At 60.3% G+C, this 26,564-nt stretch carries 23 protein-coding genes and 1 pseudogene; 9 read left to right on the top strand and 15 right to left on the bottom strand.

The genetic code is table 11. The features are described from left to right. Positions 1-150 precede the first annotated feature (150 nt). Entirely contained in the window at positions 151-864 is a 714-nt protein-coding gene (locus tag CP49_RS11335) for a Bax inhibitor-1/YccA family protein (RefSeq protein ID WP_057850332.1), read from the top strand. 18 nt (positions 865-882) lie between these two features. Here CP49_RS11335 and CP49_RS44535 read toward each other — a convergent pair. Together CP49_RS44535 and CP49_RS45910 are read right to left on the bottom strand one after the other, a co-directional pair. After that, a pseudogene (locus tag CP49_RS44535) lies at positions 883-1,152 on the bottom strand (DUF1269 domain-containing protein); the annotation flags it as partial. After that, a complete protein-coding gene (locus CP49_RS45910) occupies positions 1,074-1,241 on the bottom strand; it encodes a hypothetical protein (RefSeq protein WP_197423085.1) in 168 nt (55 codons plus the stop codon). The gene CP49_RS45910 and the pseudogene CP49_RS44535, both read right to left, overlap by 79 nt. 438 nt (positions 1,242-1,679) lie before the next feature. On the opposite strand from CP49_RS45910, the gene CP49_RS11325 reads away from it, so the two are divergent. From CP49_RS11325 to CP49_RS11310, 4 genes are all read left to right on the top strand, one after another. After that, positions 1,680-2,774: a sensor histidine kinase gene (locus tag CP49_RS11325; protein WP_156438294.1), complete on the top strand. Its 1,095-nt coding sequence runs from the start codon at positions 1,680-1,682 to the stop codon at positions 2,772-2,774. 93 nt (positions 2,775-2,867) lie between these two features. Next, positions 2,868-3,497 carry a response regulator gene (locus tag CP49_RS11320; RefSeq protein ID WP_057850331.1) on the top strand — a complete coding sequence of 210 codons (630 nt, stop codon included), beginning with the start codon at positions 2,868-2,870 and terminating at the stop codon, positions 3,495-3,497. 164 nt (positions 3,498-3,661) lie between these two features. Next, positions 3,662-4,297: a response regulator gene (locus CP49_RS11315; RefSeq protein WP_057850404.1), complete on the top strand. Its 636-nt coding sequence runs from the start codon at positions 3,662-3,664 to the stop codon at positions 4,295-4,297. A gap of 85 nt (positions 4,298-4,382) precedes the next feature. Beyond that, the gene (locus CP49_RS11310) at positions 4,383-5,504 is read left to right on the top strand and encodes a baeRF11 domain-containing protein (RefSeq protein WP_057850330.1); all 1,122 of its coding nucleotides are present in this window, start codon (positions 4,383-4,385) and stop codon (positions 5,502-5,504) included. 93 nt (positions 5,505-5,597) lie between these two features. Here the strand turns inward: CP49_RS11310 and CP49_RS11305 are convergent, their stop codons facing one another. The 11 genes from CP49_RS11305 to CP49_RS11255 all read right to left on the bottom strand — a co-directional run bounded on the left by CP49_RS11305 (position 5,598) and on the right by CP49_RS11255 (position 17,127). Further along, positions 5,598-7,244 carry an alpha/beta hydrolase gene (locus CP49_RS11305; RefSeq protein WP_057850403.1) on the bottom strand — a complete coding sequence of 549 codons (1,647 nt, stop codon included), beginning with the start codon at positions 7,242-7,244 and terminating at the stop codon, positions 5,598-5,600. Between the two features lie 370 nt (positions 7,245-7,614). After that, positions 7,615-9,060: a GntP family permease gene (locus CP49_RS11300; protein ID WP_057850329.1), complete on the bottom strand. Its 1,446-nt coding sequence runs from the start codon at positions 9,058-9,060 to the stop codon at positions 7,615-7,617. Positions 9,061-9,274: 214 nt separating this feature from the next. Beyond that, entirely contained in the window at positions 9,275-10,291 is a 1,017-nt protein-coding gene (yut, locus tag CP49_RS11295; protein WP_057850328.1) for an urea transporter, read from the bottom strand. A gap of 63 nt (positions 10,292-10,354) precedes the next feature. Then, complete coding sequence (locus tag CP49_RS11290) at positions 10,355-11,305, bottom strand: urease accessory protein UreD (RefSeq protein ID WP_057850327.1); 951 nt, start codon at positions 11,303-11,305, stop codon at positions 10,355-10,357. Beyond that, complete coding sequence (gene ureG / locus CP49_RS11285) at positions 11,302-11,946, bottom strand: urease accessory protein UreG (RefSeq protein ID WP_057850326.1); 645 nt, start codon at positions 11,944-11,946, stop codon at positions 11,302-11,304. Before ureG ends, CP49_RS11290 begins: the two co-directional genes overlap by 4 nt. An 18-nt stretch (positions 11,947-11,964) precedes the next feature. Next, the gene (locus tag CP49_RS11280; protein ID WP_057850325.1) at positions 11,965-12,684 is read right to left on the bottom strand and encodes an urease accessory protein UreF; all 720 of its coding nucleotides are present in this window, start codon (positions 12,682-12,684) and stop codon (positions 11,965-11,967) included. After that, entirely contained in the window at positions 12,668-13,360 is a 693-nt protein-coding gene (locus CP49_RS11275) for an urease accessory protein UreE (protein ID WP_082645966.1), read from the bottom strand. The genes CP49_RS11280 and CP49_RS11275 overlap by 17 nt, the downstream gene beginning before the upstream one ends. Before the next feature lie 10 nt (positions 13,361-13,370). Further along, the gene (locus CP49_RS11270) at positions 13,371-15,092 is read right to left on the bottom strand and encodes an urease subunit alpha (RefSeq protein ID WP_057850324.1); all 1,722 of its coding nucleotides are present in this window, start codon (positions 15,090-15,092) and stop codon (positions 13,371-13,373) included. Between the two features lie 44 nt (positions 15,093-15,136). Beyond that, positions 15,137-15,559, bottom strand: coding sequence for an urease subunit beta (locus CP49_RS11265; RefSeq protein WP_245310655.1), 423 nt, complete (start codon positions 15,557-15,559; stop codon positions 15,137-15,139). 35 nt (positions 15,560-15,594) lie between these two features. Beyond that, positions 15,595-15,897: an urease subunit gamma gene (locus CP49_RS11260; RefSeq protein WP_057850322.1), complete on the bottom strand. Its 303-nt coding sequence runs from the start codon at positions 15,895-15,897 to the stop codon at positions 15,595-15,597. 717 nt (positions 15,898-16,614) lie between these two features. Further along, entirely contained in the window at positions 16,615-17,127 is a 513-nt protein-coding gene (locus tag CP49_RS11255) for a DUF1269 domain-containing protein (RefSeq protein ID WP_057850402.1), read from the bottom strand. A gap of 673 nt (positions 17,128-17,800) precedes the next feature. Here CP49_RS11255 and CP49_RS11250 point away from each other — a divergent pair. From CP49_RS11250 to CP49_RS11240, 3 genes are all read left to right on the top strand, one after another. Beyond that, entirely contained in the window at positions 17,801-18,637 is an 837-nt protein-coding gene (locus CP49_RS11250; RefSeq protein WP_057850321.1) for a hypothetical protein, read from the top strand. Between the two features lie 507 nt (positions 18,638-19,144). Next, positions 19,145-21,070: a TonB-dependent receptor gene (locus CP49_RS11245; RefSeq protein ID WP_057850320.1), complete on the top strand. Its 1,926-nt coding sequence runs from the start codon at positions 19,145-19,147 to the stop codon at positions 21,068-21,070. Then, the gene (locus CP49_RS11240; protein WP_082645964.1) at positions 21,067-21,852 is read left to right on the top strand and encodes a DUF4198 domain-containing protein; all 786 of its coding nucleotides are present in this window, start codon (positions 21,067-21,069) and stop codon (positions 21,850-21,852) included. Before CP49_RS11245 ends, CP49_RS11240 begins: the two co-directional genes overlap by 4 nt. 1,295 nt (positions 21,853-23,147) lie before the next feature. On the opposite strand, the gene CP49_RS11235 is transcribed toward CP49_RS11240, so the two are convergent. Beyond that, positions 23,148-24,305 (bottom strand): site-specific integrase, encoded by a 1,158-nt coding sequence (locus CP49_RS11235; protein WP_082645963.1) that lies wholly within the window; start codon positions 24,303-24,305, stop codon positions 23,148-23,150. Between the two features lie 134 nt (positions 24,306-24,439). On the opposite strand from CP49_RS11235, the gene dusA reads away from it, so the two are divergent. Then, positions 24,440-25,450 (top strand): tRNA dihydrouridine(20/20a) synthase DusA, encoded by a 1,011-nt coding sequence (gene dusA / locus CP49_RS11230; RefSeq protein ID WP_082645962.1) that lies wholly within the window; start codon positions 24,440-24,442, stop codon positions 25,448-25,450. A gap of 35 nt (positions 25,451-25,485) precedes the next feature. On the opposite strand, the gene CP49_RS11225 is transcribed toward dusA, so the two are convergent. Continuing rightward, the gene (locus CP49_RS11225; protein ID WP_057850319.1) at positions 25,486-26,562 is read right to left on the bottom strand and encodes a maleylacetate reductase; all 1,077 of its coding nucleotides are present in this window, start codon (positions 26,560-26,562) and stop codon (positions 25,486-25,488) included. Positions 26,563-26,564 lie beyond the last annotated feature (2 nt).

Raw genomic sequence — 26,564 nt, 5'->3', positions numbered from 1 at the left:
GGACGGGTGCCACGAATGGCCTAATGCGTGCGGAAATCGCGGCGGAACAGGTAGTTCTACCTACGGAACTCGGGTGATTGTCCGATATCCCGCGCGAAGGCCGAGGAATAGCTTGGCATCATGCTGCGGGCTCGAGAGGAGGCGTGAGCGATGTCAAACTTTGATCAGAACCTGACGACCTCTGGCGCGGCCGGCGGCGGCGCGATCGCGCTGGACGCCGGACTGCGCGCCTACATGATGCGCATCTACAACCACATGGCTGCAGGCGTCGGCCTGACCGCCGTCGTTGCGTGGCTCACCTATCAGCTTACCGGTCCTGAATTGCTGCAGAATCCGCTGATGTGGATCTTCATTCTGGCCCCGCTTGCGCTGGTGTTCTTCATCAGCGCGCGCATCAACACGCTGTCAGTGACAACAGCGCGGCTGCTGTTCTTCGTTTATGCAGCGCTGGTCGGCGTGTCGCTTTCAATCTTGTTCCACATCTATACCAGCGCCTCGATCACTCGCGTATTCTTCATCGCAGCCGCAACGTTCGGCGCGCTCAGCATCTTTGGATACACCACCAGGCGCGACCTGTCCGGGATCGGCACTTTCCTGTTCATGGGTCTGATCGGCATCATCATCGCAAGCTTGGTCAACCTGTTCCTGCGCTCGACCGGGCTCGACTGGCTGATCTCGATCGTGGGCGTCGGCGTCTTTGCCGGGCTCACGGCCTACGACACGCAGCGGATCAAGGCGATGTACGACGGCAGGGATGACGAAACTTCCGCAGGCCGCAAGTCCGTGATTGCCGCACTTTCGCTCTACCTCAACTTCATCAACCTGTTCATGATGATGCTGCGCCTCGCCGGCAGTCGACGCTGAGAGGCGAAAGGCGGCCATTCAGGCCGCCGGTCGCTCCGCCGCGCTGGCGAGCGCATCGCGCAGGGCTTTTTCCTTGGTCTCATCTAGGGACGTCTTGAGCACGATCCCTCCGGCGTCCTTGATCTCCTTGAGCACCTTGTCCGCCGTCATGTGCTTGATCAGGAGAAACAAGGCGGCGTTGCCAGTCTGGAGGCTTGCTGAGAGCTCTTTCATGAAAGAATCGTCGATGCCGAAATCGGAGAGTGCGCCGCCGAGCGCGCCGGATGTCGCTCCCACTGCAACACCGAGGCCGCTGGCATCGACGCGCCAAACGGCAGCGCCAGCACGGGGTCGCTCGGCAATCCGCTCGCGTATTCGACGGCCTGGAAGGCCTTCACGATGGTGGTCGATCCAGTCCGGCGCGCCTGCCTTGGATTGGGCGGGCGCCCGTTCGAAAATCCCGTTTGAAGCACTTTTAGTGTCTGTTGCATGACATTTGAGCTTCCCGGAACGATGGTTCCTGGCAGCACATTCGTGCATTTCCGGATTTCGTCCTCACGGATAGGAGATTTAGCTCTTGCGGGAATACTACCTGATGGTGTGACCGTCCTAACGGGTGTATAATCAACCCACCCGCAGGGCGCGTGTTCTGGGATGCCACGCGGGCGGGACGGGAAAAGCGGCTCACGATATAGGATTCAATATTGGGAGTTGCTTGAGAAGAGTGAGTGCGTTTCGTGAAGTTGCATAGCTCTCCAGCATGCGAGTGGAATCGAGCCGGCGTCAGAGAATGGCTGCGAATTGGTCCGGAAGAAACGAGCGACCGGCTATATTGGATGTTTGCAGCCGATCTTCTCTTTGCAGTACGCCCTTCGCACCGGGGGCGATTTGCGTACGAGGGCATAAACCCGGCGTTTGAATCTCTTCTCGGCATCTCGTCGGAGGAAATCCGGGAGATGGACGTCTCTGCCTGTTTGAGCAGGGAAGACGCCAGGTCCGTTTGCGAAGCTCTCCGCGCCTGTCTTGCCGAGGGAGCAGAGGTCAGAATTCGCCATTGCCTCGCGCTTGGCGGTCCTCGGCGAACGATCGAGACAACCGTCGCTCCGATCTGCGATGCCGCAACCGGCAGCGTGGTCCGCCTGATCGGCAGTCATCGTATCCTGAGCGAAGGCTCCCTTAAGGGCGCCGCTGAAGGGATCGTCGACGCGCGGATGAATGTCAGACTGGTTTCCATTCAGGAGGAGATCCAGCAAAGAATCGCATCGGATCTCCACGATTCGACCTGTCAGAATTTGATCGCAGCCAGCCTGGGCCTTATGCGGATCCGGGCCAGCTTGGGCGACCCCGTCGGCGCCGAGCGCCTTTGCGACGAAATCGATGCATCGATCGATGAAGCGCTCAGGGAGATCCGGGCATTTGCCTATCTGCTTTACCCCCAAGACCTGACGATCGACGGACTGAAAGCCACGATCGAGCACTATGCCGAGGGGTTCGCAGCACGCACGTCGCTGCAGGTCAGTACCAGGATCGCGTCCGACGCGGATCGGTTGCCTTACGAGAAACAGCGCTCGCTGTTGCGGGTCATCCAGGAAGCCCTGACGAATGTCTTCCGTCATGCAAAGGCGACAGAGGTGGAGATCGTCCTTGAGATAGCTGACGGCCACGTCCGGCTGACGATCAGCGACGATGGTCGCGGCATGCCGGTTGCCACGTCGCGACCCGGCACCAGGGCAATATCGCCTGGCGTTGGCATTCCCGCAATGCGAGCGAGGCTGCAGCAGATCGGAGGCACGCTCGAGATCCGCTCCGGTCCGGCGATGCGGCGCTCAGGCACCGTGTTGTGCGCGGTGTTTCCGCATGATTTTGCTACCAACAGGCGCAACCGACGAAAGGCCACCTCAGTCACTACGGCTTACACAGGCACTCAATAGAGCCAAAACACGAACCGCCGGTGGCAGGCGGAAGTCGCCGTTTCTGGCGCCTTTCGAGCTGGCACCGTGCAAAACGACCAGGAGTGTTCTGCCATGAAGCGAATTCTTATCGCTGACGATCACGAAGCGGTGCGATCGGGGCTGCGAGCGGTGCTGCAACAACGAGTCGATTGGGAGGTCGTCGCTGAGGCAGACGACGGTAGCAAGGCAGTTGCCGCGGCGATTGAATGCCGGCCCCACGTGGCCATCGTCGATTTCTCGATGCCGCGAATGACGGGGGTGGAGGTTGCGCGGCGGATCAGGGATCATCCGCTGCAGACGGAGGTGCTGATCTTCACGGTGCACAACTCCGGTCTGCTCGCGCAACAGGCATTCCAGGCCGGCGCCCGTGCGTTCCTGGTGAAGTCGGATGCGAACAAGTTGCTATTGGCGGCCGTCGACTCGCTTCTGGTCCACAAGCCGTTCTGCACCAGAAGCTGCGTGAATGAATTGGATGTCGGATCGCGTGCCGATATGGACAGGAACCAGGGGCTCACGCCGCGAGAGCAGGTTGTCGTCAAGCTGGTTGCGGAGGGATACAGCAACAAGGGCATCAGTGCCATCTTGGACCTCAGCGTCAAGACGACCGAGGCGCACCGGGCGGCCGCGATGCGCAAGCTGGACGTGAATTCAACCGCGGGGCTGGTCCGATACGCGGTTCGGGCGAGGCTGGTCGAGGCATGACGATGACCTGAGCGGGCTGCGGTCACGTCAGTACATTCGCCGGGAGATCTCGGGGTTTTGTGGGATAACCCTTCCAGCCGCGATCAGTATGATGGTCCGACTTTGCTGCCGGTCACCTCAGCCGATCGCTTGAAGGTTCGGTGCCGGCATACGGGAACGACGCCGTGAAACGCATCGTGATTGCGGATGATCATGAAGTCGTGCGTTCCGGGCTTCGCGCGATCGTTGAAGCGCGCTCCAACTGGATCGTAACCGGGGAAGCGACCAATGGCGAGCAGGCCGTCGCGTTGACCCTGGAAACCCGGCCAGACATTGTGATCGCCGACTACTCCATGCCTATCATGAACGGATTGGAGGTCAGTCGCCGCCTCAGGGCGCTCCATCTCCGCACTGAAGTGTTGATCCTGACGATGCACGAAAGCGAGGAACTGCTGACGGAAGCCATTCTGGCGGGCGTCCGTGGCTTCCTGTTCAAGTCGGATGCCCGGAAGCACCTTATTTCTGCGATCGAAGCCTTGCTCGACGGCAGGCCCTACTTCACCAGCGTCCTGCTGGAGAAGCTGCTCCACGACTACCAGATCAACAAGCAGAATAAATCGGACATGCTGCTCACGTCGCGCGAGCAGAGCGTGGTTCAGTTGATTGCGGAAGGGCACACCAACAGGTCCATCAGCGCAATACTGAAGCTGAGTGTGAAGACCGTCGAAACCCATCGTGCTTCGGCAATGCGCAAGCTCGGCATGTCGTCGACGGCAGAGTTGGTCCGCTATGCCATCCGCAAGAAATTGGTCGCGCCCTGAGATACTCCTCAACTATGGATTTCGACTATCTTGATCTGAATGGACGGTGTGAAGATCCATAAGCTGCTCGAGATGGAGATTTGTCATGCTCTACGTCGACATTCCGACTACCGTCGATCTGAAATCACTGATCTCCCACCGCGATGACATCTGCCTGTCGATCTATCTGCGAACCTCGCCACTGACGCTGGAGACCGCAGGAGATCGGATCGAGCTGAAGAATCTGGCAAAGCAGGGCATCCATCAGCTCGAAGCCGCGGGCACCGACAAGCGCCGCGTTGCTGCATTGGCCGAACATCTGGACGACCTTACCGACGATGACGAGTTCTGGCGATTCCAGGCGCGCAGCCTCGCTGTGCTGGCCACGCCCGACAATATACGGACTTTTCGTCTTCCCAACACGCTGGAGCCCGTCGTTGAGGTGTCTGATCGCTTCTTTTTGAAGCCGCTGCTGCGCGCTGTCACGTTTCCCCACACCTGTTATGTGCTGGCGCTGTCGGAAGCGATGGTCCGCGTGATCGAGGTCCCCGCTGATTTGCCTGCGACACTTGTCAAGGTCGAAGGCATGCCGAAGGGGGCTGCCAGCGCAGTGCGCCGCTCGACCCTGAACGATCGATCTCCGAGCGGTCGCATCCAGGGCGCCGAAGGCCAGAAGGTGAGATTGCGCCAGTTCGCACGACAGGTGGACAGTTCACTGCGCACACTGCTTGCCGGCATCGATATCCCGCTGGTGCTGGCCGCGCTTCAGCCCTTCGCATCGATCTATCGATCTGTGAATACCTATGCGCATCTGGCACCGACAGGGATCGACGGCAGTCCTGATGCGCTCACCGACGCTGAACTTGCGGCGCGTGCCCGCTCAGTGCTTGATGATCTCTATCGTGACGAGATCGCGGCCTTCGCCAGCCACTTCGAGGCCCGCGAGAACCAGGGGCGCGCGACCACCGATATCGCCCAGGCGGCTCGCGCGGCCACCTATGGGGCCGTTGAAACTCTGCTGGTCGACATTGATGAGGTCGTTCCCGGAACGGTGTCCGAGGTGGATGGCAGCACGACGTTTGCTGACAGGCCGAGCGCGCGCAGCTACGGCGTGGTCGACGAAATCGCGCGGCGGGTTATCCATGCAGGTGGCCGCGTTCTAGGTGTTCGCAAAGCCGACATCCCGGGAGGTAAGTCACTGGCCGCTGTCTTGCGCTATCCCATATAGACCGCGGTCATGGTCCAGTTCTAAGCCCTCGTTGGATAGCAGCACGCAAAAATCCGTCGCCGCCGTGGCGGATGTTGGAATAGCGGTCGCGGACTACGGCTTGGAGAGGTGCTGCTTCAGCCGCGTGATGTCTTCCGCGGACCAGTCGCGAACTTCCGTCACCTCGACCCATGCGTCGATGTAGTGCGCTGGGGCGTAGACATGGCCATAGCCGATCGGCGCGTCGGTTGCCATGAACATGTCCAGCATCAGTTGAAGAAGAGTTACAACCGGATACCATCGCAATTGCGGCGACACGTCCGGGCCGCGCGGCGGCAGCATCCAGTCCGGCTCGCGATAGAGACTGCGATACTCGAAAAAGGTTGCCGGGTCGCTTGCATATTGCAGGTAGACGACCCGCATCGGCCCCCACACGGCACTCGGACCTGAGGCCGGATCAGCAAACTCTCCGTGCTGGTTCATGAACCGCACGAATGATCCGTCGCGGAACCGGGGAAGCCAGGCGGGCGATCCCGGATTGCGACGCTCGGTGAGCCAGCGCCAGAGCCTGCTCGAATAAGGCGGCCCGCTCCAGAGTGCGCCGGCGAACGGGTCGCGCATGACTTCGATCAGGTCGGTCGATTGTTCGGAATTCGCGGCGCCAAGACTGATCCCGTGCAGATAAAGTCTTGGCCGGCGGTGCTTGGGAAGCGTGATCCAGTATCCGTAAATCTCGTTGAAGAGGGCGCGTGCGACATCGGCGCCATAGCCCGGCTCCACAAGCAGGTACAGCCAACTGGCGAGATAGGAATATTGCATGGCAACGCTCGCAACGGCGCCGTGGTGCAGATACTCGACGCTGTCCATCGCCGCCGGGTCGACCCAGCCGGTGCCGGTCGGCGTCGCTACGACAAGCACGGATCGCTCGAATCCACCGACACGCTTTAATTCTTCCAGTGCAAGCTTGGCGCGCAGTTCCGGCGTGCCTGCCGATCGTAGTCCGACATAGATGCGAAGAGGCTCGCGCGCTTCCCTGCCCGAAAAAGCGCTTATGTCTTTACGGGTCGGCCCTGAGGAGATGAACTCCCGTCCCGCCCGTCCGAGCTTGTCCCAGGTGAGAAGGGAAGCACTGCTGCCGGTCTTCAGAGGGTCCGTCGGCGGCTCAGTCTCCGGTTCGATCAGTTGATCGTATTCCTGGAAGGACGCCCCTGCGACGCGCAGGGCTGTTCGGAACAAAATTCCATTGATGACTGACCAGAACAGCGCAACCGCCGCGATGACGCCGATGACGTTGGACAGTCGCCCTGGCAGGAAGCGGCTAACTCTTGTCGCCACGAAGCGGAGCGTCAGTCGGAAGAACTTCGCGAGCGCGATCAGGATTGCGAACACCGCCAGCGCAATTAGGCAGACCTCGAGCGGATGCGCTGTGTCGACCGACTCGAGTTCCATCAACTCACGGATCGAATTCTGCCATCGTGCCGCCAGCCAGAGGGAGATGATCGCAACTACCGCGCAGCCGGTCGCGGCGGCGAGTTTGGCGACGCGCAGTAGGCGGCCGCTGAGCTGCAGGAGCTCCATGTAAGCCCAAAGCCAACCGCCGAACGCGCCGATGCCGTATCCGACTGTCAGCGAGCATCCTGAAAGGATCCCCTGCGTCAAAAAATTCCGTGGCAACAGCGTCGGCGTCAGAGAGGCAGCAAAAAACAGTATTCCGAGGAGAAGGCCGCCGGTAGAGAATGAATGCCAGAACCCTTTCCTCATGCGATCGTACCTCTCGATCCAGGTGAGCGCCAGCTTGGTCCGGCAGCTCGGACTGCCCATGTCGAAGCGGCTCGAAAGGCTCTCGCGCTGCGTCGAGCCGCGAACTTCATCCTCGTCCTCCCGCCGGATCTGCCGTCAACGAAGGCATGGTGCTGCGCTTGAGCACCCGCCGCAGAAGGACCGTCACGGGCGCGCGAATCGGATGAGTGTCGCAGGCGACGAAAGTCGCTCAGGCGATACGCGACGCGCGAGGTGCATGAGCCTGCGCTGACAGGTGCGCATTGCCGCCAGCAGTGCTGCCATTGGGCGTGCGCCGAGTCAGCCGACGGGCCGTGAGAGTTCCGGCAATCCTCCAAAAAAGCGACAAGCGTCAAAATGACCCGAACACCGAACCCAGTATCAGGACAGCAACAAGTGCGATGATGCAACTGACGATCACGGTCATCACCATGTCGAGATAGCTTTCACGGTGAGTCAGACCACTAATCTGCAATAACAGCAACACCGTGCCGTTGTGCGGGAGCGCGTCTAGGGTACCAGCGCTCATCGTTGTTATGCGATGCATCAATTCGGGATCGATGTGATGCTCAGTGGCAAGATGCATAAAGTCGGCGCCAAATGCATTGAGCACAATTGCCATACCGCCGGAAGCAGTACCGGTCAGCCCCGCCAGCACATTCATGGAGAGTGCCAATGAGACCAGCGGTCCTCCCTGAACCGAAAATACCGCATCGCGAACCAGCCCAAATGCCGGCACTGCGGCAACGACCGCGCCGAAGCCGACAAGACTGGCGATCATCAGCATCGGCAAGGCGGCGGAATTCGCGCCGGCATCAAGGCTTTCGCGAACGGATGGCAAGCGTCGAAAGTTGATGAGAATGACGGTCAAGTTTGCCAACGCGAGAGCCACCAAAACCGACCAGACGCCGGACACGGCCCCGATCGTAATACCGCCCCAGCGGGGCTCGGACAGGAACGAAAAATCGAGCCGCGGGAATACGACGAGCGCCATCAGGAAATTGGTGACGATAACGACGACGATGGGCAGCATGGCCAGGACGAAGGGCGGCCCGCTCTCGGCCTGCTTGCCATGCGGTAACTCGGCCGGGTCGAAGTCGCCCGCCGGCGCCGCCTGCTCGCGGACCATCTCGTTGACGACAGGAGCGGTTCCTGCCTCGCCAGCGTAACCTTCGCCAGCCTTGCGCGCGGCCGCCTCGGCACGGCCGAGCCACCACATGCCGAAGACAAAGATGATGGCCGACGCGATGAGACTCAGCCCGGGGGCCGCAAAGGTGGTGGTGCCGAAGTACGGCATCGGAATCGCGTTATTGACCGAGGGGGTTCCCGGCATCACCGACATGGTGAAGGTGAATGCACCGAGACCGACGGCCGCCGGTATCAACCGGCGCGGCAGATTCGCGGCCCTGAACATCTCGTGAGCCAGCGGGGCCAGCACGAAAAACGCGACGAACACGCTCACCCCGCCATAGGTCACGATCGCCGAGGCTGCCACCACTGCGAGCATCGTGCGGCCGGCTCCCAACTTCTTGGTCAAATACTGCGCGATGGCGCTGACCGAGCCGCTGTCGCCCATGAGCTTGCCGAACAACCCGCCAAGCAGAAACAGGGGAAACCATTGCGCCACAAATCGCGCCGCTCCCGGCATGAAGGTCTGCGTCCAGTGGGCGAGCAACGGTTCTCCCGAGAACGCGGCCACGATGAGCGCCGCCGGCGGAGCGACCATCAGAATGCTCCAACCCCGGAACGCGAGCCACATCAGCAGGGCGAGACCGAGCAATATCCCAATGAGTCCCATGGTTCGCTTCCTCCTGCAGATCCGAGGTTGATGATTGAGCTATCGCTGTCTCACTCACAGGCCCCACGGCAGTCCGAGAACCTGCTAACTTGCGATGAGCGTCATCCTTGAGCGTCGGACATGTACATTCGACCTGAACTTAACGACGGCTTTGCCGCCGCCGGCATCGTCGCCTCCGTGGTTGTGCCGGTCATCACGAACACCGTGATGAGGATCAAGCGACGGCGGCAGGCTTTTCGATATCGCGGGCATCCTCAGGCACTCCCTCCAGGCGTTGCCGCGGCAGCAGGAACAGCCACGTCACCAGCACGAATGGAGCCGTCAGAGCCGGAATGGCGAACGGCGTCAGCGCAACGTTCACCGCTGACTGGACGATCACCGTGAACACCGTGGCGAGGATCGTGTAGGCGACGACGCGCCAGCCCGGCTGATAGAAGACGGTACCGAGTGCGATTGCCGTCAGTACCGGGCTGAATCCGAGGAGACCGCCGGTGATCAGGTCGCTCTCGGCGCCGAAGAGATGGGCCGTCAGCACAGCCAATATCGCACCTCCGAGAGCGAAGGCGGCGGCTGCGAGCGAGCTCACGGCGAGCCCCGCAAGCAGGAGCAGCGCCGCGATGCTGCTGGCTTTCAGGAAGACCTGCGAGATGCTCAGGAACACTCCCTGCACAAGGTCAATCAGCTGGAGCGGGCTTCCCTGGTAGGGCTGGAATGCGGCAACAACGTTGCCGGTCGGCAGCGCTGCTCCCGCGAGGCCGGAAAATCCATACGTGGCCAACAGGAGAAGCCACGTTGTGAGCACGAACGGAAATGTGAGAGCGCCACCCCATGGCTTGACGACGTTGGTTGTCCCCAGCATCACGACGACGGATACTGCCGCTCCCAGTATCACATATACCCAAAGCAGCGGACCGGGAGCCAGGAACGTCGCCAGCGCGAGGCCGACGAGGATGCCGTTGAAGCCATAGAGCCCGGAATGGAGCGACTCGGTATCGACGTGAAGCCATTGCGCCGTCAAGTTTGCCACGACGACAGTGAGGACGCCGGCAATTGCGACTCGGGGGACGCCAGCTGCGTATGAACCCCAGATGATCGCGGCCAGAAAGAAAATCCCGGTTAGTGGGTTGTTCTGAAACATAACTTGCCCGATGCTGCGCAAATTGATGTCCAGGAACCGCACTACACCTGACGACGCAGAGAGGCTTTCCCACTTTGCCAAGAACTTTTCCACTGCTGCCTCCTCGAACGTGTCGACGTCAGCTGTTGGAGATCACCTGTTGGCACCGCCAATCCGCTAGCGCCATAGATAGGGCGGAGGTAGCGCGGTGCCGATGACCTCCTCACGTACCACGCTCCAGAACTCGCGCACTTTGGCTTTCACTTGCGCGGTTTCGCGGCCTAACACCTTGAAGATCAGGCCGGCATCATTGGGCAAACGACAAGCGCCGAACGCAACGCCGTCCGCAAGGTTTATATCGGCCCCCGCACGCTCGTGGATCCGGTCAGCCTTGTCCTTTGGGGCGCACAGGATCACGTTGGCGAACACATCAAAGCAGTCCATCACGCCAGTCTGCCGCATCACATATCGTCGCGGCTCGATTACCAGCTTCTCTGCGAACAAGGAACGGCCGTCAGGCCGCGCGGCTGCCGTTGATACCGACAACACGGTTGCTCCGAAGCACTCGTCAGGATGATGGTGCTTTCGGCCCGGTTGAATAATTTCCGAGAGGAGCAATGTGGCCGACGGAGCGACGGAGATTTGTGTGTCGCTGATAAACCGTGAGTGCCGGTGCGGGATAACGGGTTCGGGAAGAAATTCAAGGTATGCGTCATCGGCAAGCACAATCGTTTGGCTTTGCGCCGCATAATTGGCGTCCATGGCATGGATCTTGGTTGCCGATTGGGAGGTGAGGTGAGCTTGCGCGCGTGGATGAAGGGTGATGTCCAGAGCGAGCCTGTCTCCCTGCAGCAAGCAGCCCGTGGTGGTGATCAAGAACACGTAGGCCAAACCTGGCATTTGTTCGTCGCAGTGCAGCGCACGCTGTACCATGTAGGGAACGCGGCGTTCCAAGCTTGCCAGGATCGTTTTGCCGGAGCGGTGCTCGAAACCCAGATGGAGGAAGCCCGTCTTGCCCACAGTGCCGCTGCTCATCTGCGGCGGTTCATCCTGGAACGAGGCGAATTCCGGCATCGATGCGCCGAGCGTTTCAGCGCGTGCCCAGGGAGGGAAGGCTGCCGGTATCATGCTGAACGCCGTGCGCGCGGATTGATATCGAACAGAAACTCCCGCTCGATCAGCGCAACCAACTCCGGAATACCTTCCCCCGTCTTGCAGTTCGTGAACAGGAACGGCTTGCTGCCGCGCATCATCTGCGAATCTTGCTTCATCACGTCAAGGCTAGCCCCGACATGGGGGGCAAGATCTGTCTTGTTGATCACCAGGATGTCGGAATACGTGATCCCGGGTCCGTTCTTGCGAGGGATCTTATCGCCCGCGGCGACGTCGATTACATAGATGAAGTAGTCCACCAGCGCCGGCGAAAAGGTTAGCGTCAGATTATCGCCTCCGCTTTCGATCAGCACGACGTCGCTATCCGGAAAGCGCAGTTCCATATCCTCGACCGCAGCAAGGTTCATGCTTGGGTCTTCGCGCACCGCAGTATGAGGGCAGGCACCTGTCTCCACTCCGATAATGCGTTCCTGGAGCAGAACTCCCTTCAGGGTACGCTGAACGTGCTTGGCGTCTTCGGTCGTCACCACGTCATTGGTGATGATAAGAACCTTGATTCCGAGGTCGAGCAAGCGCGGTGTAATGGCTTCCACGATCGCCGTCTTGCCTGACCCGACCGGGCCGCCGATGCCGATGCGCGTGATATTCTTCGACATCCGAAGCTCCCTTCAACGTCAGTTCATGAACAGGCGCACATGGGCCCTGGTGTGGATAGCCGCCAGAATTTCCGTCAACGGAGCAAAGCCCGCCATGTCCGACAGCCGCGCCGCCGCGGCCGTTGCGTACATCCCGTCCGTTTGTCCGGTAAGCTCGTAGAGAATCTTCTGTGTCTCGATGTGGCTGACTTTCATCAACCGCAAGGCTGCACCGAGGATCGTTGTCGCAACGCCATACTGGTGCACGACAAAGGCTTGGCTGGCAGGTAGATCCTGTACGGCAAAATTGATGGCTAGGGCTATCGGGTAGCAGCCAGGGGTAATAGACGTCTCAATGCACTCACGCCAGGCGTGAAGCAGCGGCGCGCCCACCACCTCCACGCCCATCTCCGTGAACTTCTTGCCCATGCGAACCGACATTGTCCGCGCCTCGTCTGAAAGCTTGCGCGCGTATACCCGCGTATCGATCCGGACGAGGGTATCGACGTCGCCGGCAGTTGCCGCGCGATGCCCAGCGATCAGCGCGATGCAGTCACCGCGCGCCGCCTGCTCTAACGCGGTGCGCGCGAACGCTCGAAGCGTTGCCGCGTCGGTGACGACACCTTCCTGAATGGCGGATTCCAGGCCGGAAGAAAATGCGAACGCGCCAATGGGAAACATCGAGTCACCAAATTGCAGCATCCGCGAGAGAAATGCGGGGCTTCTCGACGCATCGACGCCATCATTCTCGATGATCATGCGCAGAACCGACCGTTGCCGGCGATGTTGGTCCCTGAGCGGCGGCTCCCGGATGGACATGGACGTGCGTCGGTGGATGTCCGTACACGCGTCCCGTCTCGGCCTCGACGCCGGCATAGCTCTCATGCGTGTGCGAATGTACCGGTCCCTCCGCGCCACCGAAAAGCCGACGTGATTCATGCGGAGCGAGGTAGGGAACGACCTCTCGTCCGGCTACGAATTCGTAGCGGATTCCTTCAAAACGGTGCGTGTTCATGACGGACGCCATCACCTTGCGATCGACGGTGAGCGGGACATAGACGGCTGTGTCCTTGACCAATGCTGGCCAATGCTGATTTCCCATCGCGTGTCCCAGTTCAACGCATGTCCGCATTGCCACTTTGGGCGCGAGGTTCATTAGCTCGTCCAGATGCACGATCATCACGTCACGCAGCTCGATTCGCGCGACAAGTGCCGAGCGCGCCTGGGCATTCCAGAACAGCACGTCCCCATCGCGGATATGGGTACCGCGATCGATTGAGACTGCGATCTCCGCACCCTTTGCAGTCGTCTTGCGGAAGCGGCTCTTCTGTGCTTCCCACTGATCGATCTCCAGCAAGTCGGTGTCCGCGGCAGACAGGCGCTCGGCCCATTCGCGATCGTCGATGTTGCCCAGAACGGTCTTGATGAGGATCATGGCAAGCGCCTTAACTGAAGAAATACTTCTGGTTTAGCGAGACTGTCGTCAAGGGCTGCACTGTCGCGTGCTTGCCGTCGACGGTCACGGCGAAAGTTTCCGGACTGACTTCAATTTTCGGGGTCCCGGTATTTCTGATCATATCGCGCTTGCTGATTTTACGGACGTTTCGCACCGGCATCACCTGCCGGCGGAGCCCCAGTTTCTCCTTGATCCCGGCAGCATGAGCGACGCCAGAGACGAACGTGATGCAGTTGGCCGCCAACGCATCACCGTAGGCACCGAACATGGGCCGATAGTAGGTGGGCTGCGGCGTCGGCAGCGACGCGTTTGGATCGCCCATCACTGCCCAGCTTATAAAGCCGTTCTTGATGATGATCTTGGGCTTGGCGCCGAAGAATGCCGGCTCCCACAGGACGAGGTCGGCGATCTTGCCGACCTCGACCGAGCCCAGCACGTCGGCAATACCGTGCGTGATCGCCGGGTTGATGGTGATTTTCGCCACGTAGCGCAGCACCCGGAAATTGTCGTTGCCGGGCGTGTCCTCCGGGAGCTTGCCGCGCCCGGTCTTCATCGCATCGGCGGTCTGGATGCAACGCAGCCAGCATTCCCCGATGCGTCCCATGGCCTGCGAATCGCTTGAGAACATCGAAATTACGCCGAGATCCTGAAGGACGTTTTCCGCGGCGATGGTTTCAGCTCGGATGCGGCTCTCAGTGAATGCAACATCCGACGGGATGTCGGGGCTGAGATGGTGACACACCATGATCATGTCATAGAGCTCCGCCTGTGAGTTGATGCCGTAGGGGAGCGTGGGGTTGGTCGAAGATGGCAAGACGTTGGGAAGGCCAGATATCTTGATGATATCTGGCGCGTGGCCGCCGCCGGACCCTTCGGTATGAAACGAGTGGACCGTCCGCCCCTCAAACGCCTCGATGGAATCGTCGACGAAGCCGGATTCATTCAGCGTGTCGGTATGGATGCACACTTGAGTGTCCGTCTCGTCTGCGACTGTGAGCGCGGACCGAAGCACCGCCGGGGTGGTGCCCCAGTCCTCGTGACATTTCACGCCAACCGCGCCCGCCTCGATCTGTTCAACCAGCGCCGCCTTGCCGTGTCCGTGCCCCTTGCCGAGAATGCCGATGTTGAGTGGCCAGTTTTCGAACGCGCGTAACATCATGCTAATGTTTCCGGGACCTGACGTGACCGTCGTCGCGTAGGAGCCGTCCGACGGACCGGTACCGCCACCGATCAATGTCGTAGTGCCGTTTGAGAGCGCCGCCTGCGCCTGCTGCGGAGAAATGAAATGAATGTGTGTGTCGATCCCGGCGGCCGTCAGGATCAGATGTGAGCCTGAGATAGCATCGGTGGCGAGGCCAATCTCCAGGCCTGGTGTAACGCGATCCATCGTCTGCGGATTGCCGGCCTTGCCGATCGCACTGATGCGGCCGTCCCTGATCCCCACATCCGCTTTCACCACGCCCAGCACCGCGTCGATTACGGTCACGTTGGTGATCACGAGGTCAGGAGCGCCGCCCGCCCGCGTCACCTGATTGTCCATGCCCATGCCCTCACGCATGCTCTTGCCGCCACCGAAGACGAGTTCGTCGCCGTAGCCGCCGCGCAAATCGCGCTCTATCTCAACGAACAGGCCCGTATCGCCCAAGCGGATGCGGTCACCTGTCGTTGGACCGAAGAGGCCGACATATTCTTGCCGAGACATGGTAGGCATACTGGCCCTCGTTCAAGATTTGCCTTTCGACGCGACCTCACGCCTTATGTCGAGCGGAAGCCTCGCTTCGCCGCCTGCGCCACCGCCTTGGACTTGGCCGTGGCGGCGTCCTGGCCGGCGGTCGGACCATCGACGAGATTGTTGAAACCATAGACGGCGCGTTTGCCGCCGTAGGGAACGAGTTGAACCTCGCGTTCGTCACCGGGCTCGAACCGCGTTGCCGTCGATGACGGAATGTTCAGGCGCAACCCGAAGGCCTCCGCGCGATCGAATTCCAGCGCGCGGTTGACTTCGAAAAAATGAAAGTGCGATCCGACCTGTACCGGGCGGTCACCCGAATTGCGCACCTTGAGCGTCGTCACGGGGCGGTCGGCATCGAATGTGATCGCCGCTGAACTGCACACGTAGCCGCCGACGGGCACGTCCTCTGTCGCCGGGTCGACATTTGCGGCAACGGCGGGGCCCATCTTTGGTCCAGCCATGTTAGCCTCCTTCCAGGCGTTTACTGGATTGGCGTGTGCACCGTCACCAGGCGGCTGCCGTCGGTGAACACCGCCTCGATCTGCACCATTGGAATAAGATCGGCGACGCCGTCCATCACATCAGCCTTGGTTAGGGCGGTGCGCGCCTCCCTGGTTACGTCTTCGATTGTTTTCCCAGCACGTGCGCCATCAAGGGCGACCGCTGAGATGACAGCGACGGCTTCGGGATAGTTGAGCTTGAGGCCCTTGGCCCTTCGCTTCAACGCGACATCTGCCATCACGTAAATGAGCAGCTTGTCGAACTCTCTCGGAGTTAACTGCATGCGATCCTCCCGAACCGCGCTTGCCGTGCCAGGAAAAGCAGGTGCAAGATTAGGATAGTTGTGGCCGGCGATCCCATGGAACGTTTGTCGGTTGTCAGGATTGTGCGCCATCAGAGATAATAAAACGGGTCGCATTCGGACTTATCAATGAGGGTTTTCCCTTGTTTTCCATCGGATACTACCCGATGGACTAGTTGGCCCGCGCGGGCGGGGCGCCGTCCGTAGCGCAGCGGACTTCAAGCTCGAGACGTCGCCGCGACTGCTACTGCCAGCCGCACACGCGCCGACCTCTGCGCCACCAGCACACCCACCCCGCCCGCGCCATGGCGGTGTCCAAGTGGTGGTCCAAATTGGGCCTGGCGCCACCGCCACCCGTGCCAGCGCGACGGTCGGTGCCAGGCCTGTCGTCGGTGCCAGCCCCGGCGGGTCCAAATTGGGACCTGCTCGGCAAAATCCTCGGTCAGGTCACCCACCTTGCCGGCGAGATCTTTTTCGAAGGCAACCGGCGCGGCCTCGACCGATCTTGCTCATTCCTATCGCTGTTCCCCCTCTATGACGCTGGCTTGCGGCATCAGCTTGCTATGCAGCTATCGCTCGCTTCTCCAGCAGCGTGCTCTTGCAGACTCTTCCGCGCTTCATGATGACCGGAAGTTCGTCGCACGCCGCGCGGATCGCGTCGACCAGCAGGCAGTGCTTTCCCTTCGGCGCATACGCCGATCACGCCGCCTTGCTCAGCTCGGTCGTGAGCTTCTTCTCCGCTTCGTTTGAGAGAGAGGTTCGAAGTACGCGGGGCTTAAATGGTTCGATCTCCGGCAGGACCTTGTCTTCGTTTACCTTCCTGAAGAGCACAAAGAGTGCAGACGATCCTTCCGGGATCGTCTCGCCGAGCTTCTTGATGAAATCATCACGGATTCCGAAGTCAGTGAGCGAGCCTGATAGAGCTCCCATGCCGGCGCCAGCAATCGCGCCGAGCGCCATTCCGGCAAGCGGATTCAGGAAGAGGAGCCCGACAAGTGCGCCCCACAGGGCTCCGGTTGTTCCGCCGGTGGCCGCGCCAATTCCCGTCAGATTGACGGCTTGCTTGAGGTAGACTTTGCCGCCCTTCTCGCGTTCAACGACGCACGCATCTTCGAGATCTATGAGGTACTCCTTCTGCATAGACCGCAGCTTGTTGAGCACCTCATCTGCGGTATGCAGTCCATCAAAACCGAGAACGACCAGATTGCTCATCATGCTCTCCTTTTCCCAGACATTGGATACCGGCATTTGGTATCCGGCACTGCTCTGTCGGTGACGTCCGAATTCTCTAGCTGCGTTCACTGTTGTTCATCGACATGCACCACGCTTCGCCATCCCGGCGTTTCGTCGTTGCTGCCTGCACCGGGACCGTGCAACGTCAGCTACCGACATTGGGTGGGCCGCGACTGGACGTGTCAATTAGGGTTCTCCCTAGTCTTCTATCGGAATCGCCCTGATGGACTAACCGTCGGGGGCGGATAGATCGTCTTTATCCGCGCGAAAGTTTCTTGGCTCGGATGCCGACGCCGCTGATTGTTGATGCTGATGGTTAGTGAGGTCTTGATGTTACGCAGCCCGCCTTCCGCCAGGCCTGAGGAGTCCCGTCCGCGAGGAGGGAGGAGTATGGTCATGAGACGCGCAATTCCGACGACGTTCGCTGCAGCTTTCGTTCTCGCTCCGGCCGCTGCGCTTGCGGATGCCGGACGCGGCGACGCAAGCGGACTAATGATGGCTTCACCCACCCGATCACCGGGATAGATCACGTCAATTGTTGCCGTTGGCGTGGTCGCCGCCCAGCCGCGGCGGCCGGGTGCCGTCGCTGGTTCCACTGAGTAATTGAAACGCACCATAGTGCGGCCGAGGTAGCCATCTTGAAACGTGTGCAATGACCGAAGCCGCCCTGAATGTCGCGTCCTTCCTGCTTCTCGGCTTCTTGCTCGGGATGCGGCATGCGACCGACGCCGACCATGTCGTCGCCATTGCGACAATCGTCAGCCGCGAGCGCAGCGTGGCGGGTTCGGCGCTGATCGGCGCCGCCTGGGGCGTCGGGCACACCGTTACGGTCATGGCAGTCGGCGCGGCAATTATCGTGTTCGGGGTCGTCATTCCGCCGCGGCTCGGCATGTCGATGGAATTTGCCGTCGGCGTCATGCTCGTCCTGCTCGGCGTTCTCACCTTGGCAGGGATGGGTCGCGCGGGCAGCGCGGCCCATGCGCATGCGGGCGCTCCCGGCGTACATGAACTCGGCATCCACGATCACCTCCATGCGCACGGCGACTACTTGCACCGGCACCCGCACGGTCACGGCCCCGGCGCGCACGGACACGCCGAAGAGCAGACGCCGCTGGCGCGGCTCGATCGCAGCTTGCTCGGTAGGTTCACGTTCTATCATTGGCTGCGACCCTTCGTGGTCGGCCTCGTGCACGGCCTGGCAGGATCGGCCGCCGTCGCCCTGATGATCCTTTCTATCATCCGCGAACCGGTGGCCGCGCTCGGGTATCTACTGCTGTTCGGGCTCGGGACTGTCGTCGGAATGATGCTAATCACGCTGGTCCTGTCGGCGCCGTTTACGTTCACGGCTGTCAATCTTCCCAAATTCAATTGGCGGCTCCGCGTGGCATCGGGCCTGGTCAGTTTCGCCTTCGGAGCTGTCCTGATCTACGGCATCGGATTTGCCGAGGGCGGTCTGTTTACGGACGCGCCGATCTGGGAACCCCATTGACCCTGGCGCACGGATTGGGTGCGCGCGCGGTGTCGCAATAATGCATGGAGAGCATTGTGGTGCCGCGTGGCACAAGAATCGGCGTGTGCGCTTCGGTATGATATTTATGTTGAAACAACATACGTGCCCAGTTACCGTGCCCAGGCTGTGCTATCGAAAGATACAACCGATTTCGATTGCCGGATCATGCGGACACGGCATTGCATAGAAAGTTCGTGGCGCCTGTTTTTCGCGGGCACATCCATTGTCGTCCTGACTCATCCGACGTACGCACAAGTAGTCCGGGCGGAACCCGGAGCCAGCTTGCTTCCTCCGGTAACGATTACTTCCCCCGATCAGGCGACAAAGAAGCGGGCTCAACGCCCGGAGCCGCCCGCGCGCACGACGAGCGTCCGTGGCACCGCGCAAAGGAGCCGACCTGCCAGTCTACAACCAACCCGTCCCGGCATTTCGGGTGCTCCAGTGGCAAGCCCCGGGCGTGGCGACGTATCGAGTTCGGTAACGGCATTGCCCGCGGCGACGACCATACTGGATGCGCCCCGCATCAGCCAACTGCCCGTCGCCACCTATGGCGATCTGTTCCGATCGCTTCCAGGCTTCAACGTCTCTAATTTTGGGCAGGGTGCGATTGGTCACGGCCTCTCGCTTCGGGGGTACACCGAAGCCGAGCACGGGCGCGACCTTGCCTATTACATCGACGGCGTGCCGGTGAACGAAGTTTCGTCACTTCACACGCCGAACTACGCGGACCTGAACATCCTGCTGCCCGAGAGCGTCAAGAGCATCGAAATTGTCCGCGGTCCGTTTGCAGTCGAGTACGGCGACTCCAATCTAGGCGGATCCGTCAACATCGCCACCAAGACCGCCGAACCGTTCGCGAGTGTCGGCATATCAGGTGGCACCCAAGGCACCGCGCGCGGTTTGGGCACGTACAGCACGACGCAGGGCGCGTGGCTGCCCTACGTCGCGTTGGAGGGGTATCGTGCCGACGGCTATCGCGACAACAGCTTCATTGACCGTTACAATTCGTTCAATAAGGTGACGACGACGCTCGCCGACGGAGCTACGGTCTCATTTCGCGCGCAGGCCTATGGCACGACCTTCGGTGCGCCCGGCTACGCCAACCGCGACGCGATTGAAGCCGGGTTGATCTCTGGGCGCTCCGCGACCAATCCGACCGACGGTGGTAACAAGCAGCTAGAGAATTTCGTCGTCAATTATGCGTCCGGCGCACAAGATCAGGAACTCAAAGGCACGCTGTTCGTCAGCCATAACTATTCTAACCGTTACGCTGATTTCGGCGGAGGGCAGCGATGGCAGCACGACGACCGGACAATGGTCGGCGGGCGCGTCAGCAAGGTATGGACTGGCGCCATCGGTAACGATATTCCGGTGCAAGTGCTGATCGGAAGCAGTTGGCGTTCAGACAATATCAACGCTTTCCAGGCGCCGACCACGGGCCGGGCGGTGACCGGAGCGCCGGTGGTCAACCTCGGATTGACCCAGACCAACCTCGCGGCCTTTGGCCAGGTTCAGATCAAGCCGTTGTCATGGCTGAAGTTCACCGCCGGTGGGCGCTTCGACCAATTTTACTATGATATCAACGACCGCATCACGCCTGGCGGTACACCGAATATCTCGAATGGCATTACGAGTCCGAAGGTAGGCGTCGCGATCACCCCGCTGAAATGGCTTGAACTGTTTGCGAATTACGGGCAGGGTTTCCGCAGCATCGACGTGCCCCTTGAACTGATCGGCAATCCCGGGATTCAGCCGTTCAAGGTTGTCAGCAGGGAAGGCGGCCTTCAGTTTACCTTCGACCGTTTCAGGCTGCTCGGCAGCTATTGGACGACGGACTCCCAAAACGAATCATTTCAGGCGGCTCCCGGACTTCCTGTGACCTTTCTGGGCAAGGCACGTCGCGACGGGTTCGATCTGGACGGGCGCTTCTTCGTCATTCAGGAACCTGCAAACAACATCTCCTTGTTCGCGAACTTTAGCCACGTGCGGGCTCGATTGCTCGATGCGGCTCCCTCATTCTTCGTTCCAAATGTGCCGAACTATGTTGCCAACATCGGTGTCGACTTCAACGTTGCGACCGTGAATGCGCAAGCGCTGTCGGGTAGTGCCTACGTGACATTCATCGGCAAGAAGAACCTTACGCAGGATGGCTTGATCACGACATCGCCGTTCTCGCGCGTCACCGGCAAACTGACCTACACCTGGCCGGACGGCTGGACGGCATTCACGCAGGCGACGTGGTATCCCGGTGATCGGCTGAGCGAAACTGCAATCAATTTCGGCAATCCGACGGGAGCGAGCTCGGCTGATATTTTCGTCAGCGCGCAACCGGCCGTCGTCGTCCTCGCTGGGCTCACCTATCGCTTTCCGACCGCTGTTGCTTCCGCCCCTTCAACGTTGGTCACTAAATGAGCAACCCATTTGGCATCCGCAGCGCTTTGCTTTTGGCCGCCGCCGCACTGGCGCCGACCAACTTCGCTTCGGCCCACGATGTTTGGCTGACCTTCTCCGGTGAAGCTGCCTCGCGCCGCGTCGTCGTCAACTATGGTCATCCAGACGATCGTCCCCCGACCATGCCGGACAAGATCCTCGATCTTGTCGCGATAGCGCCCGCCGGCGCGTCGTCTCTGTTGTCCGACCTGACGCCAGCGCAGGACCACGGCGCCCCCGTCGTTGTGTCCAGGCCTTTCGCGGACAGCGGAAATCTCTTGCTGGCAGCGCGTTACGACAATGGATTCTGGATCAAGACGGCCGACGGTCTTTATCGCAACGCGACGCGGCGCCTCGTTCCTAATGCGGCAGATAGCATGTGGTCGGGGAAATTTGCCAAGGCGCTGACTGGGCCGGACGCACCGTGGGAAAACGTGCTTGCTCACGATTTAGAAATCGTGCCTCTGTCCGACCCCGACAAGACAAAGCCGGGGCAGACTCTGCGCCTCAAGGTGCTGTTTCATGGCAAGCCGCTTCCCGGTGCTAACGTCGAGCGGGGCGACGGCGTGACAGCGGTAGCGGAGAAAGATATTCCTCGATTTGCCGCCGACGCAGATGGCATTGCGTCAGTTCCTATTATGAAGGCCGGACCACATTTGCTAGTAATCGATCACAGGGTGACGCCATCGGCGACGCCCGATCACGCGGACGCGGATATCTTCAACGCCACGTTTTGGTTCAATACTTCAGCAACACGACCATAAAGGACCGAGGCAACTTGGTTCCTTTATTTGGCAACTTCGGCTAGGCAGCGAATAGCTGCAGAAGTGCTTGCAGCGTTTATTGCGCGTTCGCCGTGTCCAGACACCTGCACGTTGAAAGATCTCCTGAAGCACTCTCTGTTTGCCGGCAAAGCCCTGCGCCGCCGGCGAGGGAGTCGCGTTCGAACATGTAACCGCTGGCCGACTCCGCTGGTTCGCGACGCACGGAATTGAAAGCAGGCAGCGAACTTTGTCACTTTGCCCAAGACCGCCTGGGACGCGCAGGCAGGCTCGGTCCTCAGCCGATGGGCGGTGATCGCGAAATATCGACCGCGGAGGCAGACTAACAGTTTGATTATAACAGAGCCTCCCGCGTGGCGTTCGGCCTGAGGTCTTTTCGGTCAGGCTACCGCCTGAAACAGCAATTTGAGATGGTTGCACGTCCGTGATTTGAACCTATCCCTCGATAGTTTCTGTGACTTTAGGCGGACGATCGGAGGAAATATCGCAGATTAGGATCGTGTGGGGAAAGGCGGTAGCGGTCTTCCGACTCGAACCCCCGATAGCACTCTCTCAGTGGCTCATCGTCTCGACGATTGCTCGATTACCCACTTCGGATTCATCAGACATGACTTCTCCTCGGGACATGCGATTGCGTGGCCGCTACATAGATTTGAATGATAGGATGTGCTGGATGCCGACTCGGACTAGGGACCTGTTCTGATCCTCTCTATCTTGGATGTCGCTCGATAGCGTCCATATGGGACGCCGGATCGGTAGCGAACCGCACGCGGCCCAAACCGCCACCAATACCAATGGGGCTGGGCGTCCGAGTCGGTGAATCAGGGGTTAATTTTCCGGCAAATTTCGCCGCTCGGCGATCCCGCGACTCAGTCTATGACGTCTGCGTCACACGAACGAAGCGGGTGCACAGATGCCAAATTCGAATAACGTCGCCAGCAACGAGATGCTTTGGGAGCGTGTCCTGTCCCTGCTCGCCGTGGGTGCCAGCGTGTTGGGCGGAAGCACCGTGTTGCTGGTACAGGCGCTACCACCCTTACTTCACGGATTTCCGTAGAGGCGCAAAACGGATCTTTCATTGCGACCATGGGGCTGGCAACCGCCATTCTGATAACGACAAGTTCTGCAATGATTTCAATGGGCCAAAAACACCGAGAATGTCAGAACGGCCTTTGAAAACACGACAAGATTTTCCGACTTCCAAGCTGAATACGAGGGGTTGTCCCTTCACCCGCTTCAATCGAGACTTCGTCTATCGCTCACTGGCAGCTCCGCCATCACCCGCGCGCCGTGGGATCTAACAACCCAGTCGTGAAGTCTTCAGTAAAGGCGTACTTCGGTGGAGCGCGGAGAGTGCTGGTTGAGCTTGTTAGCACTGAGAACCACTTCCATCCCGCATATTTGTCGCCGGTTTGGCGCAAGTGTGTGTAGCGCTTGAGACTTGACCAGGAGCGATGACCCGACACCGCGGCTACTTGAGGAATATTCCGACCGATTTCGAATAGCCTCGAAATACCATCATGACGAAGATCATGCAGATGCAAGTCAATGATCTCAAGGAACTGACACGCGCGGGTAAAATTAGTTCCGATAGTGTCGCCGCAGTACGGAAAGATTTCTTCGCGTCTCTTCGGCATTGAGAGAATTATCTGAACCGCTTCCGGCGGAAGATCGCACCATATATCATTCCCGATCTTCTCTCCGGGGTTCTTCATATCACGGACCAAAACACGACTTCCTTCAGCGTCAAGATCCTTCCACGAGATCCGTGTAATCTCCTCCAGTCGACGTGTTGAAAATATCGCAAACCCGATGACCTTCTGCATCGGAATGGAGGATGGTCGGCGGTTCAACCGCTCGCCGAAATATTCCATGATCTTGTCGAGCTCTTCGAGAGTCGGCCGCCGATCACGCTCGCGGCTCTTGCTCGCAATACCGAGGCGCTTCGCAACTACGAAGGCGTCCTTCATTGCGGTCTGATCAAGTGGATACGCCCATGCCGGCTTGGCTACGGCAAAGACGGCTGCCAAATGCGAGAGATAGTTACCGACTGTCGACGGAGCTACTTTAATTATCAGTTCATTGGCAAATCCGACCACATCGGTGCTTGTGATTTCAGAACACCTCTTGTTGGCTATGTCGTAGTTCTTGATCGCTCGGAGTACCTGCGCCTTTGTGCGACCAATCTTCTTGATCGATTCATCTGTGTAGCGGTCGATAACGGTGGTTAGGGTGGGATCTGGCGCTTCGAGACGTTCGAGGGCGCCCGGCTTGGCAAGTTCCTTCTCCCGCTTTTCGAGCCAAGCGGAGGCAGCCTGTTGCCGATCGAACGTCCGATTTTCGCGATGAACGATCTTACCAGCTCGCTTGATGAGGACCTGGGCTTGGTATCCTGTAGAGCCATCGCTTCGCTTGCGTGGTACGACGGTTCCCATCTTGGAGGCTCCATCAACGGTACTGCATGGGCGTCTTCGGTACTGCGCCGCAGTACCAAGGGTATAAAAATGGACAAAAATGGCCAAAAAACGAGCTACAATGGAAAACTCAGAAGTATCTCTAAGTAACTGAAATGACCGAAAAAACTACGAAATCCTACGATTTCCTTTTCTCTGTCGCGCCAATGATGGACTGGACCGATCGGCATTGCCGCGTCTTCCACCGTCTGATGACGCGGCGGGGCCGGCTCTACACGGAGATGCTGACGACCGGCGCCATCATTCATGGCGACCGCAGGCGTTTGCTCGGCTTTGACCGAAGCGAGCATCCGGTGGCGCTGCAGCTCGGCGGGTCGGAGCCGGCCGATCTCGCGACTGCAGCCAGGATCGGCGAGGATTTCGGCTATGACGAAATCAACCTCAATGTCGGCTGTCCGTCCGACCGGGTGAAGGACGGCCGCTTCGGGGCATGCCTGATGGCGGAGCCGGAGCTGGTCGCCGACGGCGTTGCCGCCATGAAGCGCGCGGTCAAGATTTCCGTCACCGTCAAATGCCGGATCGGCATCGATGATCAGGATCCGGAAATTGCGCTCGACGTGCTGGCGCGCGGCGTGATCGCAGCGGGCGCTGACGCGCTGATCGTGCACGCTCGAAAAGCCTGGCTCAACGGATTGTCGCCGAAGGAAAACCGTGACATCCCGCCGCTCGATTACGACCGGGTCTACCGGCTGAAGGCCGCGCTGCCTGAGGTGCCCGTCATCATCAATGGCGGCATCGGCAGCATCGCGGTGGCGAAGCGGCATCTCGACCATGTCGACGGCGTGATGTTGGGGCGGGCGGCCTATCAGGAGCCCTGGCGATTGCTCGACGTCGATCCGGAATTGTTCGGCGAGGCGGCACCATACGCCACCATGAAGGATGTATTCGAAGCGATGCTTCCCTACATCGAAGAACAGTTGGCGCAGGGAGCAAAGCTGCATTCGATGACGCGGCACTTCGTCGGCGCTTTTCACGGCGTCCCCGGCGCGCGCGCTTTTCGCCGCCATCTGGCGGAGAACGGCGTCAGGCCAGGGGCCGGCATCGATGTGCTGCGCGATGCCATCGCGCTGGTCGAGGACCGCGCGGCAGAGCCGGTCGCGGCGTAAAGCGCCATAGCGTTTTCAAGCGAAGCACATTCTCTTCAGGAGATCGTGGGGGCGGTTTGCGGAGCTTCGCCGCGCCAGGCCCGCGCGATTAATTCGCGGATCGCATCCCGCTCGATGGGGCGCGGATTCCAGTAGGGATTCTTCACGGCGAGGTTAGCGGCCTGGTCGATGCCGGCCTCGGGCATGCCGATCTCGCGCAGCGCTGCCGGCGCAGCAAGCTTTCGCGCCAGATCGTAGAGGCCGAGGGCCGGGTCGGGCACGCCAAGCGCGTCGGCGATGCGCGCCATCGCTTCAGGTGCGGCGGGCGCGTTGTAGGCGAGGGCATGTGGGAGGACGACAGTGTGGGTCTCTGCATGCGGCAGATTGAACGATCCGCCCAGCGTATGGCAGAGCTTGTGATGCAGGGCCATGCCGACGGCACCGAGGCAGATGCCGCAGAGCCAGGCGCCATAGAGCGCGTCGGTGCGCGCGGCTCTGTCATTCGGCTGGGCGCAAATTATTGGCAGCGCACGCGCGAGCGTGCCGATGCCCTCCTGCGCCATCAGCGATATCACGGGATTACGATCGCGCGCGTAGAGCGCTTCGACCGCATGCGCGATGGCGTTGATGCCCGATGTCGCGGACAATCCCGCCGGCATCGTCATGGTCAGGTCGACGTCGTAGATGACGATTTGAGGAAGAATTTTCGGACTCGACTGCGTGGTCTTGATCCCGCCGCTGGTCTGGCCGACGACCGGCGTCATTTCCGAGCCGGCATAGCTGGTCGGCAGCACGATTTGCGGCAGGTCGGTGCGCAGCGCAATTGCCTTGCCGAGGCCGGTTGTCGAACCGCCGCCGATCGCCACGAGACAATCGGCCCGCACGTCGTGCATGGCTTCCATGGCCCGTTCCGTTACCTCGACGGGCGTATGCATGACGGCGCCGGTGAAAACGCCGGCGAAGCGTTCACCGATCATCTCCCGGATGCCGGCGACCAGGTCTTTCTGCCGTGGGGTCGCCAGCACGAGCACGCGGGTGATACCGAGGCGGGACAATTCGTCAGGCAATTGACGCAACGTGCCGGTGCCGAACACCACCCGCATCGGTGCGCTCTGGTAGACGAAATCTTGCATGG

The sequence above is a fragment of the Bradyrhizobium valentinum genome (genome assembly GCF_001440405.1).
Lineage (GTDB): Bacteria > Pseudomonadota > Alphaproteobacteria > Rhizobiales > Xanthobacteraceae > Bradyrhizobium > Bradyrhizobium valentinum.
This window is presented reverse-complemented; position numbering and strand designations above follow the sequence as displayed.

Excerpts from the sequence above, each read along its gene's own strand:
- CP49_RS11335 (WP_057850332.1), top strand. The coding sequence starts at position 151 with ATGTCAAACTTTGATCAGAACCTGACGACCTCTGGCGCGGCCGGCGGC.
- CP49_RS11325 (WP_156438294.1), top strand. The coding sequence starts at position 1,680 with ATGTTTGCAGCCGATCTTCTCTTTGCAGTACGCCCTTCGCACCGGGGG.
- CP49_RS11320 (WP_057850331.1), top strand. The coding sequence starts at position 2,868 with ATGAAGCGAATTCTTATCGCTGACGATCACGAAGCGGTGCGATCGGGG.
- CP49_RS11310 (WP_057850330.1), top strand. The coding sequence starts at position 4,383 with ATGCTCTACGTCGACATTCCGACTACCGTCGATCTGAAATCACTGATC.
- CP49_RS11305 (WP_057850403.1), bottom strand. The coding sequence starts at position 7,244 with ATGAGGAAAGGGTTCTGGCATTCATTCTCTACCGGCGGCCTTCTCCTC.
- CP49_RS11300 (WP_057850329.1), bottom strand. The coding sequence starts at position 9,060 with ATGGGACTCATTGGGATATTGCTCGGTCTCGCCCTGCTGATGTGGCTC.
- CP49_RS11290 (WP_057850327.1), bottom strand. The coding sequence starts at position 11,305 with ATGATACCGGCAGCCTTCCCTCCCTGGGCACGCGCTGAAACGCTCGGC.
- ureG (WP_057850326.1), bottom strand. The coding sequence starts at position 11,946 with ATGTCGAAGAATATCACGCGCATCGGCATCGGCGGCCCGGTCGGGTCA.
- CP49_RS11280 (WP_057850325.1), bottom strand. The coding sequence starts at position 12,684 with ATGATCATCGAGAATGATGGCGTCGATGCGTCGAGAAGCCCCGCATTT.
- CP49_RS11275 (WP_082645966.1), bottom strand. The coding sequence starts at position 13,360 with ATGATCCTCATCAAGACCGTTCTGGGCAACATCGACGATCGCGAATGG.
- CP49_RS11270 (WP_057850324.1), bottom strand. The coding sequence starts at position 15,092 with ATGCCTACCATGTCTCGGCAAGAATATGTCGGCCTCTTCGGTCCAACG.
- CP49_RS11265 (WP_245310655.1), bottom strand. The coding sequence starts at position 15,559 with ATGGGCCCCGCCGTTGCCGCAAATGTCGACCCGGCGACAGAGGACGTG.
- CP49_RS11260 (WP_057850322.1), bottom strand. The coding sequence starts at position 15,897 with ATGCAGTTAACTCCGAGAGAGTTCGACAAGCTGCTCATTTACGTGATG.
- CP49_RS11255 (WP_057850402.1), bottom strand. The coding sequence starts at position 17,127 with ATGAGCAATCTGGTCGTTCTCGGTTTTGATGGACTGCATACCGCAGAT.
- CP49_RS11250 (WP_057850321.1), top strand. The coding sequence starts at position 17,801 with ATGACCGAAGCCGCCCTGAATGTCGCGTCCTTCCTGCTTCTCGGCTTC.
- CP49_RS11240 (WP_082645964.1), top strand. The coding sequence starts at position 21,067 with ATGAGCAACCCATTTGGCATCCGCAGCGCTTTGCTTTTGGCCGCCGCC.
- CP49_RS11235 (WP_082645963.1), bottom strand. The coding sequence starts at position 24,305 with ATGGGAACCGTCGTACCACGCAAGCGAAGCGATGGCTCTACAGGATAC.
- dusA (WP_082645962.1), top strand. The coding sequence starts at position 24,440 with ATGACCGAAAAAACTACGAAATCCTACGATTTCCTTTTCTCTGTCGCG.
- CP49_RS11225 (WP_057850319.1), bottom strand. The coding sequence starts at position 26,562 with ATGCAAGATTTCGTCTACCAGAGCGCACCGATGCGGGTGGTGTTCGGC.